The sequence below is a fragment of the Mycobacterium sp. 155 genome (genome assembly GCF_000373905.1).
Classification (GTDB): Bacteria; Actinomycetota; Actinomycetes; order Mycobacteriales; family Mycobacteriaceae; genus Mycobacterium.
Genome location: NZ_KB892705.1, coordinates 3,484,371 through 3,497,514 on the forward strand (window position 1 = coordinate 3,484,371; position 13,144 = coordinate 3,497,514).

The 13,144-nt window shown below is 63.8% G+C and carries 14 protein-coding genes; 7 read left to right on the top strand and 7 right to left on the bottom strand.

What is annotated here, in order from left to right; all coding sequences use genetic code 11:
* Window positions 1-510: 510 nt before the first annotated feature.
* Both B133_RS22940 and B133_RS0116640 read right to left on the bottom strand, forming a co-directional pair.
* Window positions 511-1,551 (bottom strand): 13E12 repeat family protein, encoded by a 1,041-nt coding sequence (locus B133_RS22940; RefSeq protein WP_018602628.1) that lies wholly within the window; start codon window positions 1,549-1,551, stop codon window positions 511-513.
* 53 nt (window positions 1,552-1,604) lie between these two features.
* On the bottom strand, window positions 1,605-2,822 hold the full coding sequence (locus tag B133_RS0116640; protein ID WP_018602629.1) for an FAD-dependent oxidoreductase: 1,218 nt from the start codon (window positions 2,820-2,822) through the stop codon (window positions 1,605-1,607).
* Between the two features lie 149 nt (window positions 2,823-2,971).
* Between B133_RS0116640 and B133_RS22945 the strand changes: the two genes are divergently transcribed.
* Together B133_RS22945 and B133_RS0116650 are read left to right on the top strand one after the other, a co-directional pair.
* Entirely contained in the window at window positions 2,972-4,378 is a 1,407-nt protein-coding gene (locus B133_RS22945) for a serine/threonine-protein kinase (RefSeq protein ID WP_018602630.1), read from the top strand.
* 93 nt (window positions 4,379-4,471) lie between these two features.
* Window positions 4,472-4,870, top strand: coding sequence for a hypothetical protein (locus B133_RS0116650; RefSeq protein ID WP_018602633.1), 399 nt, complete (start codon window positions 4,472-4,474; stop codon window positions 4,868-4,870).
* Window positions 4,871-4,974: 104 nt separating this feature from the next.
* Here B133_RS0116650 and B133_RS0116655 read toward each other — a convergent pair whose 3' ends face one another.
* From B133_RS0116655 to B133_RS0116675, 5 genes are all read right to left on the bottom strand, one after another.
* Window positions 4,975-5,445 carry an SgcJ/EcaC family oxidoreductase gene (locus tag B133_RS0116655; RefSeq protein ID WP_018602634.1) on the bottom strand — a complete coding sequence of 157 codons (471 nt, stop codon included), beginning with the start codon at window positions 5,443-5,445 and terminating at the stop codon, window positions 4,975-4,977.
* Between the two features lie 222 nt (window positions 5,446-5,667).
* Complete coding sequence (locus B133_RS0116660; protein WP_018602637.1) at window positions 5,668-6,096, bottom strand: FGGY-family carbohydrate kinase; 429 nt, start codon at window positions 6,094-6,096, stop codon at window positions 5,668-5,670.
* Window positions 5,981-6,382 carry a hypothetical protein gene (locus B133_RS25015; protein ID WP_232423382.1) on the bottom strand — a complete coding sequence of 134 codons (402 nt, stop codon included), beginning with the start codon at window positions 6,380-6,382 and terminating at the stop codon, window positions 5,981-5,983. Before B133_RS25015 ends, B133_RS0116660 begins: the two co-directional genes overlap by 116 nt.
* Window positions 6,375-6,941 (bottom strand): FGGY family carbohydrate kinase, encoded by a 567-nt coding sequence (locus B133_RS0116665; protein ID WP_081618245.1) that lies wholly within the window; start codon window positions 6,939-6,941, stop codon window positions 6,375-6,377. The genes B133_RS25015 and B133_RS0116665 overlap by 8 nt, the downstream gene beginning before the upstream one ends.
* A gap of 458 nt (window positions 6,942-7,399) precedes the next feature.
* The gene (locus tag B133_RS0116675; protein ID WP_018602643.1) at window positions 7,400-8,239 is read right to left on the bottom strand and encodes a GAF and ANTAR domain-containing protein; all 840 of its coding nucleotides are present in this window, start codon (window positions 8,237-8,239) and stop codon (window positions 7,400-7,402) included.
* Between the two features lie 485 nt (window positions 8,240-8,724).
* On the opposite strand from B133_RS0116675, the gene B133_RS0116680 reads away from it, so the two are divergent.
* From B133_RS0116680 to B133_RS0116710, 5 genes are all read left to right on the top strand, one after another.
* Window positions 8,725-9,222 carry a hypothetical protein gene (locus B133_RS0116680; protein ID WP_018602645.1) on the top strand — a complete coding sequence of 166 codons (498 nt, stop codon included), beginning with the start codon at window positions 8,725-8,727 and terminating at the stop codon, window positions 9,220-9,222.
* 366 nt (window positions 9,223-9,588) lie between these two features.
* A complete protein-coding gene (gene lysE, locus B133_RS0116690) occupies window positions 9,589-10,188 on the top strand; it encodes an L-lysine exporter (protein ID WP_018602646.1) in 600 nt (199 codons plus the stop codon).
* Window positions 10,189-10,267: 79 nt separating this feature from the next.
* The gene (locus B133_RS0116695) at window positions 10,268-11,146 is read left to right on the top strand and encodes a crotonase/enoyl-CoA hydratase family protein (RefSeq protein ID WP_018602648.1); all 879 of its coding nucleotides are present in this window, start codon (window positions 10,268-10,270) and stop codon (window positions 11,144-11,146) included.
* A gap of 332 nt (window positions 11,147-11,478) precedes the next feature.
* A complete protein-coding gene (locus tag B133_RS0116705) occupies window positions 11,479-12,432 on the top strand; it encodes an ABC transporter substrate-binding protein (RefSeq protein WP_018602653.1) in 954 nt (317 codons plus the stop codon).
* Between the two features lie 12 nt (window positions 12,433-12,444).
* Complete coding sequence (locus tag B133_RS0116710; protein WP_018602654.1) at window positions 12,445-13,128, top strand: queuosine precursor transporter; 684 nt, start codon at window positions 12,445-12,447, stop codon at window positions 13,126-13,128.
* Window positions 13,129-13,144: the final 16 nt, after the last annotated feature.

Genomic DNA, 13,144 nt, shown 5'->3' on the forward strand with positions numbered 1-13,144 from the left:
TCTGCGTGTCCTACTGCCGCCCTTCCCGATGTGACCGGCTTTCCCGGCCTCGCAGTACTACGGCGGCTCCGCCCCATCCCAGTGCCCTCGGTGGGCATCGACACCTNCCCGCCGCACCCCTGGCCGGGACGCGGGAAGGGAAGCACCCGAATGGTTCCCGTGTTCACATGTATCCGATTGGTGAGGCCGGCACCCAGCTTTACCCCGATGGCCCCGGTAGGTACGCCACAGACAATTCCCCACCGGCTGCTGCCCACCCCTGGCCGGGACAGGCAACGGACGCGTCCGATACACCACTTCCGCGTGCACCACAACACCGGTCCGATATCCGCCAGATTTGCAGACCGGTTCCACCTAACGAGGATTCCGACACTGGTTCCTCACGTATGCCCTCTCACCTTGCTCACCACGCGCCATGTCATCTGGCAGTACTGACCCGCCGTGGTTTTGTCAGGGCCGCTTGCCACCGAATCCCTCTCGATCCCTACGAGATTCAGCTGCCCTCAGCTTTCATCCGACCGCTGTGACGGCCGAACATCGGAGGTCTCTCACCTCCGATCGGAATACACGCGCCTCACGGCGCACATGCTGCAGGTGATGAGCGTGCAGACCGCGGGTCGCACCGCAGCCGGGCACTGCGCACGTGGCGTCGCGGTGTTCAAGTGCGCGGCGCAGCCGCCGGTTGATGGTGCGGGTGGTGCGGCCCGCACCGATGGGTTGACCGTCGCGTTCAAACCAGACCTCACAGGTGGCGTCACAGGTCAGGTACTGCCGTTCGGCCTGCGTGAGAAGAGGGCCCAGATGTAGTTCCCCGGTGCGTTTTTCGACGTCGAGGTGTACGACCACGGCAGTGCGTTGGCCGTGGGGGCGGCGCGCGACTTCGGTGTCCCAGCCGGCCTCGACCAGGCGCATGAACGCATCGGTGGTGTTCGGGAAAGGTGGGCCGCTGTCTGTGGCGTCGTTGTCGTGGTCGCGTTTGTATTCGACGACCAGGGCATCGAGATGCGACTGTAGTGCGGCGTCGAAGGTGGCTGCTTCGTCGTGAGGAAGGGTGATCCTCCAGGTAGTCGTGTCATCACCCGAGGTTTTGGTGATCTTGCGCTGCGGTTCTGGCCGGGGAGCGTGGTCGGGGCGGGGTTCGAGTTTGATCGCTTTGCGCAGCTGGCTGACCGTCGCAACGGCGGCCAGCTGTGCGTAGTGTTCGTCGGAGCCGTCGGCGGCGCGTTCGGCGATGACACCGACCTGATCCAGCGACAACCGCCCCTCCCGCAACGCTTGTGTGCAGCGAGGAAACTCCGCGACCCGGTGAGCGATGGTGGCGATAGTGGCGGCATTCGTCGAGGAGACACCGAGTTTCCACGCCACCACAGCCGCCACCGACCGCGCCCCGGTCATACCGCAGAGGTTGCCGTGGACCAGCTCGCCGACAAGCTCCACGAGGCGCCCATCAATCGCGTTGCGCTGACCGGCCAACTCCGCCAGCTCCTCGAACAACGCCTCGAGATGCTTTTTAGGGCTGACTACCGGCTCAGAGGTTGCCGTCACGGACATAACAACATCATTGCAGTGGGGTACGACAAGTCTCGGCCGCGCGAGTTCTGATGCTACGAGTGCAATGAGGCCCCGGGTACGACGAGTTCGACGCGGCGAGCGGCCTCGTGGTCGCCGGCGATTTCCGCGGTGACGCTACGCACTTGCTCGTACCCGGTGAGCGCCAAGAAGGTTGGTGCGCGCCCGTAGGACTTCATGCCGACCACGTACATGCCAGGCTCGTCCGGATGTGAGAGTTCCGCGACGCCATGCGGCGGCACGCTTCCGCAGGTATGCACGTTCGGGTCGATCTGCGAAGCCAGTGCGACCGGCGCCTGCAACACCGGGTCGAGCGCCAAACGCAGTTCGGACAGGATCGACAGGTTCGGTCGAAAGCCGGTGAGTGCCACGACCACATCGGCCGCAGGAAGGGAACGTCCGTCTTCCCCGACAAGAACCACCTGCGTGCCGTCGACGTCGACGCGGTCGGTGCGAAACCCTGTCACCACGCTCAACAGCCCTTCGTCGACCGCAGCGTGAACCCGGGTGCGCAACGCATCTCGCTGGGGGAGCATCGAATTGGCGGGTCCGCCCGACGCACCGCGGCGAAGCGCCCATGTCACCCGTGTCGTCGGCTCGCGGCGCACCGTCTCGACAAGCCCAATAAGCGCAGTCATCGCAGAATGCCCACTTCCGACCACGACGATGTGGCGGCCAACCCATGACTCGGCCTGCTCGGGTGTCGGCGGACGATAGTCAATCAAACCCGCTGCAGTGGCGGTACGTTCGCCCATGGCCGGAAGCCCATCCGAGCCAACAGGATTGGGCTGATACCAGGTGCCGGACGCATCGATGACGGCGCGGGCGAGCAGTCGCGATTCTTCGCCGCCGACGCCCATGACATGAACGATGAACGGCGCGTGCTGGCGGCCCGGCGTCAGCACCCGGTCGTGTCCCTGACGCGAGACACCGGTCACTCGCTGGCCATACCGCACGCGTTTGCCCAGCGCATCGCCCAGCGGCACCAGATATCCGTCGTGCCATTCGCCGCCGGTCGGATACCCAGATGCCGGTGGTACCCAACCCGTGGGAGCCAGCAGTCGTACCGCCGCCTCGTCCACCAATTCGGGCCACGGCGAGAACATGCGTACGTGACCCCACTGCGCTACTGCGGCCCCGGGGCCGTCGCCAGCTTCGACGACCACGGGCTCCAATCCCTGTTCCAGCAGATGAGCTGCAGCCGCGAGCCCCTGTGGTCCCGCTCCAATCACAACGACGGACAAATCGGTCATCGCGCATTCCTTCGGTTGGGCGTCAACGGTTTTGACGGTCGCCTCGATGCTTGTGGCTGGTCCTCAACGGAACCTCAATGGAAGCTCGGCGCAAGCGCGGTCTGTTCGCCGTCTGAGCTGCTTAAATGGACGCGTGGGGGCCCTGAACCATGGATGACGATGGCACCGTGATCGACGACGGCGACGTCGTTCCAGATCCGGTGGGGGAATTCGGCCGCTATGAGCTGCTGTCTCTGCTCGGAGCGGGCGGCATGGGGCAGGTATGGCGGGCGCGTGACTCGCGGACCAACCGGGTGGTGGCCCTGAAGGTACTGCCCGAACATTCCGCCGATGACAAAGATCTGCGCGAACGGTTCCGGCGGGAGTGCCGGGCGGTGGCGCAACTGACTGATCCCCACGTGATTCCGATCCACGATTTCGGCGATATCGATGGTCGGCTTTATCTGAATATGCGCTTGGTCGACGGCACAGACCTGCGGACACTGATCAAGCGGGAGGGACCGTTGTCGCCTCGCCGGGCCGTGGCGATCATCGGTCAGGTGGCCGGCGCATTGCAGGCGGCTCATGACGCGGGGCTGGTGCACCGCGATGTCAAACCGTCGAACATCGTGGTGTGCGCCAACGACTTCGTCTACCTGATCGACTTCGGGGTCACTCATGCGGCCGAGGACCAAACGCTGACCAGGGTCGGCGAAACCATCGGAACTGCGGCGTACATGGCCCCCGCGGCGGTGGGTGCCGCGGTCAAAACCCATTCCGGGGTCGATGTCTATGCACTGGCTTGCGTACTCTACGAGTGCTTGACCGGGCGGCAACCGTTCACGAGTGACATGGGCGTGCAGGGTGTGATCGCCCATCACCTACACACACCACCGCCGCCACCCAGCACCGATAATCCTGATATACCAACAGGATTCGATGCGGTGATCGCGAAGGGGATGGCGAAGAATCCCGAAGATCGCTATCAGACCGTTCGGGAGCTGGCGGCGGCAGCCCGAGCGGCACTGGAAGATTCAGTGGTGCCACAGCCGAGGCAGCGGTTCCTGTTGTCGCCCAAGACAATCAAGATTGCGCTTGCGGCGGCCGTCGTGGTGGTGGTTGCGGCGGGAGTAGTCATCGTCGCCGGTCGGTTCTCTGTGGATGGGGGCGGTGGTTCCGACGCACCGGTCCCCCAGGCTCCGGCGCAGACCGCACTGCCGTTCAACGATGTGCGCCTGGCGACGGGGATCGCGGTCGACGCCGCGGGTGATACCTACGTCGCGGATATCGGAACCGACCGAGTGCTACGTCTGGCGGCCGGAGCGCCTGCGGCGGTCCCTCTGCCCCTCAGTGGGCTCAGCGATCCACGCGGCTTAGCGGTTGACGCGGCGGGCGACGTATACGTCAGCGACTCGGGTAACAACCGAGTGCTGCAGTTGCCGGCCGGCGCGACGGCAGCCGTCCCGCTGCCCTTCAGCGACATCAGAGCACCCCAGGCTGTCGCCGTCGACGCCCAAGGCAACGTCTATATCACCGATATCGGCAGCGTTCCGGTGATCAAACTCGCAGGCAACTAGCCCGGCATTCGCCATTGAGGATCCGTTGAGGGTCCCGCTCGATTCTTTTTCTCAACCAGCCACACCAGGTGGCTTACGAGAAAAGGAACTCCAATGATCAAGACCCGCATCACCAGCACCACAGCAATTTTCACGTTCGGGCTCGCGGCCCTCGGCGGGGCCGTAGTTACCGTTGCCGCACCGGCCTGTGCCGCACCCCAGACAACCGTGACCGTGGATGGAACGGCCATGAAGGGGACCTCCGGACCTTCTGTCGAAGATGCCGGGAGGGTGGCTAACGAGTTGGAGAGCGCGACCCGGGGCCCGAACGTCACCGGCGTGCCCGCACCGGGCAGCGCCGCGACCAAGGCCCACGTCCTGTTTCCGCACGAGCCCGCGCCGCACAGTGACCACAATGGTCAGGGACATAAGGGCGGCAACGAGATCCGGCCGGAGCCTGGACAGCCTCAGTCATCCATCGGACACACGGACACGGTGCACGGACGACGCTAGACGTTCGTGCCTATGGCCGAATGCTGTTGCCGTGGCGCCCTGGCCTCAGTCTCGTGCGAGTGCGCCGGCGGTGCGCCCGCTCCGTTCGAGTGTTAAGGCAACAGCTATTGCGGGAAGGCGTGTGAGATGCGGATTTTCCAAGCACCGTCGGGTTGGCGTTGGAAGATGTCGACCCCGTCCTCGCGGGTGGTTTCCAGCGTCTTGCCGGTGGTATCGGTGACGGTGAGCGGCCAGATCAGGCGGACGGCGGCCAGGTCCCCGTCGACGAGAATCTCGGAAATCTCAGGTTCGGCATAGGTGTAGTGCCTGGCGGGATCGGCAAACAGGTTCTGCATCTGGTCGCAGAATGCGCGGTGGTCGCGGTCGCGGCTTTGCGGGTAGGCCAGCACGACATCGTCGGCGAAGAGCCCGCACACCGCCGACAGGTGGCGGTCGTTGAAGTCGTGCGGCCATTGCCGTAGTGCGGCTTCGATGGCCGCCCGATCGGCGGCCGGATCATGCCGGGGCGCGGCCCGGTTGTCGCAGGCTGTCACCATGGCGACCAGCATGACCACTGAGACGAGCGCTGTGCGCATCCCCATAGGCTAGTACGCGCTCAGAAGGATAGTTGGTGGTTGTGCTCCTCGGCGCAGGTTGGTCGCGTTGAGGCGACGCTCGCAGCTGATGCGGGCGTGTTATCGATCACTAGGATAAAAAGTGCTCCAACGGATTTGGTGCTACATCGGCGGATCGTGGGCGACTGTCGCACGTGGCGGTGCGGCCCGGGATCGCGGACAACGCTACCGACGGGCCGGATATCACGCCAAGTCGTTGACGAACATGGGCTGCAGGATGTCCTGCAGGCGCACGTAGTTCGCGAAGAGCCGATCGTAGGTCTGCGCATTGGCCGGGTCGGGCTTGAACTCACGGTCGAACTGCAGTGTTCGGCAGGCTATTTCGGCATGTGACTCCCACATGCCAATGGCGACGCCGGCCAGGATCGCCGCACCCCGACACCCCGCGCTCTCGGCCCCCTTAAGCGTTCGCACCGGAAGCTGGGTCGCGTCGGCCTTGATCTGACACCACGCATCGCTCTTCGACCCGCCGCTCAACGAGATGACCTCACTGACCTCAGCACCCAGCTGCTTGGTCGAATCGATCATGCGACGCAGGACCATGGTGACCCCCTCCATGATGGCCCGCGACAAGTGCTGCTTCGTGTGCGCGAGCGTCAAGCCGAAGACCATCCCCTTGGCGTACGGATCGTAGTCGGGCGGGGCCGGAACCCTGCAGGTGAGGCAGCACGACGAGCCCATCACAACCTGCGGCAACGCTCTGCACCTCGCGGTGGATGAGGTAGTAGGCGTTGATATCGCACAGGTCCTCGATCTGGCGTTCGGCGCCGCAGAACTGGTCGCGGTACCAGCGCATCACCATGCCGCCGGTGGAGAAGTTGTGCAGCAGGTATTTCCCCGGGACGGCCGCGGCAAAGCACGGGACCTGCGCCGCCGGGTCGAGCGTCAACTCATCCACAACGGTCACGCTGGCCAGTGCCGACCCGGTGCCCTCCGAGAAGGTGCCCGGTTCGACGTTGCCCACCCCCGAGAGCTCCGCAAGCCTGGTCTAGTGCACCGACGGACACCGGAATCCCCTGTGGCACGCCCAGTTCTGATGCTGAAGCTGCACATAGCGTGCCGACAATCTCGCCCTGAACGGCGATATCGGGCATCTGGTCGGTGGTGATCCCGAGATAGTCGAGCATCTCGGGCCAGTACTCACGGGTGTTGATGTCCCAGAACATCGTCGTACACAGCAGCGAGTCCTCACTGACCAGGCGCCCCGTCAGTTGATAGACGATGTAGTCCTTGAGAAGCACGAATTTCGCTGTCTTCACGAAGGTCTCGGGTTCGTTCCGCTTCAGCCACAACACCTTGGACGCCGGCCAGATGGCATCGAACGACGGTTGCCCGGTCGTCGAATGCACCTTGGCACGGCCGAAGTGCCGCTCGAGCTCTTCGGCTTCGGCCGCGGCGCGGTTGTCCATCCAGACGATGACCTGCCGTAGAGGCTCATTGTTCGGGTCCAGGCACACAGGTCTGGGTAGTCTGCGAGCATGCGGCGCTCGCGGATGTGCTTTAGACCTCGGCGCACTGCGTCATGGAGAACCTCGGCACCGACGCCTGCACCGAATTTTACAGTCGCTTCAAGCGTCAACTCGGCGACCATTCGAGGCAGTTCAGCCGCGTAACCCGAACCGGTGTCTAATGGTTCAAGCGACTGCCCCCTCACCTTTGAGGAATACGCGGCGAAGGCAATGTCGAACGCACTCCAAGTTTTGCTTGGCCACTCCTTTTTGTACGAGTGAAGGGCTGATCGGATCGAAAAAAGCAGGGTGACTGGATCGAGGTTGCCGGCTGAGTCATTTAATTCCCATCGCGCAGTCACGATCGTTCGTTTGGGGGATGGCGGGATTCCCCAGTGCTCTTGAAACGACCCGGCGCCGTCTGCGTCCCGCGTCGCCGACCCATCTCGGAGCTGACTCCCGGCCGCTCAGACGGCCTCACCATCTGTTGCCGGGCCGGGCGGCGAAGTGAGCTGCCGCACAAGACGAGTGGCCACAATGCGGAGTGGAACATTTGTGTTCTGACTTTCACGACGCAACCGCGCGAAGGCCTCATCGGCATCGATTGCGTGCATGGCCATCAACATTCCCTTGGCCTGTTCGATGGGCGCGCGTGTCTCTAAGGCTCGCTGTAGTCCGGTCGCCACATCAGAGGCCGAACGGAAGCGCGCGAAATCGCCAATCGCACGAGATACCGCTTCGGTCAACAGATCCAGGATTTCGACGTCGAAGCTATCGAATGCCGAAGGAGACCGGCCATACAGGTTGAGTGATCCGAGTGTCTGGTCCCTGGTGATCAGTGGCGCGGCGAGAAAACTGCGAATGCCTTCGGCTTGCGCGGCGGCCGCGAACCTCGGCCATGTAGCTACGGCTTGACCGAAGTCCACGAGCACGATCTGGCCGGTGCGGGCGGCGTGCAGGCAAGGGCCTTCGCCACAGTCGTACTGTTCGGTGTCGACCCGCAGAGTGCGCTGGTCGGTGTGCACAGCCGTGTAGGTTCGCCTGGCCAGATCGATGGTCACGCCGGTGCTGTCGGCGCCGGGAACAGTCTGCTGGGCAATCTGAGCGAGATTCTGCAGCAGGCTGAGCAGTTCGTCCTCATCGGCGACGGTGCGGCTTACTGCGAGCAATCTCCGGCCGAGCTCGGTGGCGCTGACGTGCCGGGCCCCCGCAGCTGCAGCGACGACTAGGTCGGCCGCTTCGCTGGCATCCTGATCCGCAGTCTTTGCAGGCAGCGAGTCGTCGGTACGCGGATCCGAGGGCGTCACTCGATGAGTGTGACATAACTGACGCACGAGAAACTACGTGACGAGCGTTGCCCCCTGCTGCCCACCGGGGCTCTCAGCATCGACACCGCCAACGCCGGCTTGTCGCCACTGTGAAGAAAGGGTCGACCTACCGTGACCGCTTCGGATCCCAGACCGGCCCCAAAGTCATGGCACAGCACATGCGAAGACCCCCAGTGGTGTCCGGATGCTCTGGGACAGAACGTGATTCGGGCTGCTGTCGGCAGCGGCTCCACCTGGTCGCGGTTGCTCGAAAAGACCAGGAGCCGGTGCGGGATCTGGAGGAAAACGAAGACTTCACGGTGGTTGCCGCACAGGCCAAGATGTGGGTACGCAGTGCGGTGAGAGCTCACGGTAGTCGGCGCTGTCCGTATCCCGCACGCAGGGTCTTTTGTGTACTACCTTGTGTTGAACGCGCCGGGAAGGCACATCTGCGCGCGGTAGCTGGTGGATCATTGGAGGGTCTCATGGACGACTACTTATGGGTACTCAAAAAGGGCGAGCTGGATCTCATCCGCGAACTGGAGCCAGAAAGGATCCAGACGCTAAATGAAGAACAACTGCTCGATCTACATCGTCGGGTACGGCGTGCGCGCAACAAACATGTGAAGAACTATCGACGCAAGGCCGCACTCAACGTTGAGGAACTCGCCAGTCGGGGCAATGCAGGCCCGAAGGCCGGCAAAGCACGGTGGCGCGCCGCCGCATTCGAGGAAGCTGTGGCGATTGTCAGTGAACGGCTTAGCCAGGTCGCTCATGCCCAGGCCGAAGCACTCAAGGATGACCGGCTGGCCCACGCAATGCGCGGGAGATCGCCCGGCCCGGACCCCGACGCACCAGTGGAATCCGGTCAGGTGGCCAATGGCAGGGCTCGTGCCCACGAAAAGACCACGGGCGGCCTGAAGCGGGATGCTTCCAGTCGCGCTCAAGGCGCGCGACGACAGGCCAAGCGGGACAATCGTTAGGGATGTGTACCAACAGCGGAATGCAAGAGCATTTCGCTGAGAAGGCTCTTCAGTGGGTGCTACAGGCGTAGGACGAACCGAACTGTCTCGACCAGATCTCCATCATCATCGAGGCCGATCAGCGTCTCAATCACCCACATCAAGGCCTGGCCGTCACGTTTCGGGCCGACACCGCAAATTCTTTGTTCCCCTGCAAGGACATCCGCGAGTCGTTCAGAGAAGACATGCAATCCGCCATCCAGAATTGCAACCGACATCCGCCGCAACGCGCCGCTGGTTGTGGATCGCGACGAACATAAGAGTATCTAATGCAAAGTAAAGATTATTAGCTTCACTGAATCACGGGAGAGTCTTACTGTCTACCGCATGGCCTCCCCTGTCCTGCTCGGCTTTCTGACCGCGATGACGCTCATCGCCGCCATCGGCGCACAGAATGCGTTCGTGCTGCGTCAGGGCATCCGCGGAGAGCACGTAATCCCGGTGATCGCGTTGTGCACGGTCTCGGATCTGATCCTGATCGCCGCCGGTATCGCCGGCGTCGGGGCCTTGATCACCGCCCATCCCGACGCGGTGATGGTCGCCAAGTTCGGCGGGGCGGCATTCCTCATCGGATATGCCGTACTGGCAGCCAAACGTGCCTACCAACCGTCGACCCTCAACCCATCGGAGAAGACGCCGGCCCGCCTGGTCGAGGTGCTCCTCACGTGCGCAGCACTGACCTGGCTCAACCCGCACGTGTACCTCGACACGGTGGTCCTGCTCGGCTCGCTGGCCAACGAACAACACGAGCAGCGTTGGCTTTTCGGTGCGGGCGCGGTCACGGCCAGTGCCGTATGGTTCGTCGGTCTCGGGCTGGGTGCCCGCCGACTCGCCGGGCTGTTCGCCACCCCGCTGACCTGGCGCGTGCTCGATGGCATCATCGCCGTCACGATGGCAGCGCTAGGCGTGTGGATGTGGGTGTCCTGACACATCCGCGGGGTCGCCGCCGCGCCGAGCCGCTGCTTAGGCAAGCTGGATACCAACCGAAACCCGAGGAGGGGCACCCGTGGACTTCACGACGATCCGGCACCAGCTCGATGACGGCATCCTCACTGTTGTTCTCGACCGCCCGGAAAACCTCAACGCCTTCACCGTCGAGATGGCCGACGAGTTGGAACAGACCTTCGTGGCGGTCAACGATGACGATGCGGTCCGCGCGGTCATCGTCACCGGCGAGGGCCGGGCGTTCTGCGCGGGCATGGACTTGTCGAGTGAAGACAATGTGTTCGGCCTCGACGAGTCGACGTCGCCGTCCCTGGCTGACCTGGCCGATCTCGACGCCCCCGAGTTGCGGCGGGTCCGCGATACCGGTGGTCGCGTGACCCTGGCGATCTACGCCTGCCGCAAGCCTGTGATCGCCGCCATCAACGGGGCCGCGGTGGGCATCGGCGCGACGATGACGCTTGCGATGGACGCCCGGCTGATGTCGACCAACGCCCGGTTCGGCCTGGTCTTCGGAAAACTCGGTATCACCCCTGAGGCATGTTCGACGTGGTTCCTGCCCCGGATCGTCGGTATGCCAACGGCTTTGGACCTGGTATACCGCTCCGACATTCTCACCGCAGACGCTGCCCGCGAGATCGGGTTGGCGCAGGCGGTTCACGAACCTGACGCACTTCTCACCGAGGCGCGGGCACTGGCCGATGCGTGGACGCGCGACCGCTCACCAGTGTCGGTCGCGCTCATGCGTCAGATGCTGTACCGGAACTCGGCCGAACCACACCCGGTCGACGCACACCGAGTGGACTCGCTGGCCATGTTCTACACCAGCATCGGCGACGGCAACGACGGTGTGCGAGCCTTCCTCGAGAAGCGGGCCCCGCGGTTCTCCGCCCGCGCCTCCGAAATGCCACCGTTCTACGGGGAGTGGGTCCGCGGCGAGTAGTAGCAACCGGCTTCCTTTCGGGGACACCTCAATTGATTGCTTGTCGCCGGCGGAGATTCTTTGACGATAAGTAGAGCAGACCTCCCCCCGGCCGACCGGTGCAAGGAGGATTGCGTTCCACTGGCTACTCACCGATCGCACTGATACCGATGACTGGCACGTCTGCTGCCAGAAGCGCTTTCGACGTGAGCTTCGTCGTCGTGAAGGCGCCAATCGAGTTCATCCATGTACGGGTAGTGCGGGCAGGCCGCCGGCGACTCGCAGCCGTCGCCGCAACGGCGATCGACAACTCTTCAGTGACGAGACCACTGCAAAGCAGTTACTCTGGCTAAGTGCCGACAATCGTGTCCCGGCGGGGGTTTCTGGCTATCACCGCGGGCATGGCGCTCGTGGCCGCATGCAGTCCGGAAAAACCTGGCAAGGTGGCCAAGGACGGTTCAGTTACCATCCGGCACGTCTTCGGCGAGACAAAAGTCCCGGCCGCGCCGCAACGGGTGGTCAGTGCCGGCTTCACCGGCCAGGACGACCTCCTCGCGGTCGGCGTCGTACCGATCGCGGTCACCGAATGGTTCGGCGATGAACCATTCGCGGTATGGCCGTGGGCCCAGCCCGAACTCGCGGGCGCCCAACCCACCGTGCTGAGCCTGACCGACGGTATCCAAGTCGACCAGATCACGAAGCTCAAGCCGGACCTCATCATCGCCACCAACGCCGGGCTGGACGCCGACACCTACTCGAAACTGTCCGAGATCGCCCCGACCATCGCACAATCGGGCGCCGATGCCTTCTTCGAGCCCTGGAAGGACCAGGCCACCGTCATCGGCCAGGCGGTGTTCAAGAACGACCAGATGACGGGCCTGATCAACGGCATCGACGAGAAGTTCAAGACCGCCGCCGCCAACAACCCGCAGTTCAACGGCAAGAAAGCGCTGTTGCTGGAGGGCACGCTGTTCCGCGACAGCATCCAGGCCATCACCCCCGGCTGGCGCACCGACTTCCTGACGCAACTCGGCTTCACCATCCCACCGGTCGAGGAGCTGATCCCCCGCGACAAGATGGCCGCCGTCCTCGACAGCGCCGACGTGCTGATTTGGACCACCGAGAGCGATCAGGACCGCGACGCGCTGCTCGCCGACCCCACCATCGCCGGTCTGCAGGCCACCGCCCGCAACCGCCACGTGTTCACCACCAAGGACCTGGCCGGAGCGATCGCCTTCGCCTCCCCGCTGTCCTACCCACTGGTGGCCGATCAACTGCCGCCACTGCTGGCCCGCGCGCTGGCCTGACAAGATGGCCCGGTGACAAGCACCCAAGAACAGGAGCACCACGGCACGGCGGCCATCGGCTCCGCCTACTATCCGGTACTCGTCGCGGTATTCACGGCGCTGGTGATCATCTCCAACGTCACGGCCACCAAGGGTGTCGCGTTCGGCCCCATCATCACCGACGGCGGGTTCATCGTCTTTCCGCTCACCTACATCATCGGCGACGTGCTCTCGGAGGTGTACGGGTTCAAGGCCGCCCGCCGCGCGATCTTCCTCGGCTTCGCGATGAACGTCCTGGCGGCATTCATCTTCTGGGTGACCATCTACCTGCCGGCTGCGGACTTCTACACCAACGAAGAACACTTCGAGAATGTCGTGCACGCCTACACGCAGTTGATCGTCGCCGGGCTGGCCGGCTTCATCGTCGGGCAGACCATCAATGCGTGGGTTGTCGTCGCCATCAAGGAACGGACCAAGGAGAAGCACCTGTGGGCCCGCCTGGTCGGATCCACCTTCGCCGGACAGCTGGGCGACACCCTGGTGTTCTGCAGCATCGCCGCCAGTGCCATCGGCATCTCGACCTTCAAAGACTTCGCCACCTACACCGCGCTGGGCTGGTTCTACAAGACTGCCGTCGAGGTGGTCATGCTGCCGGTCACCTACCGCGTGATCGCTTTCATCAAGCGTCGAGAGCCCACATATCAGCTTGCGGTGTGAGGCTTCAGTAAGGCAG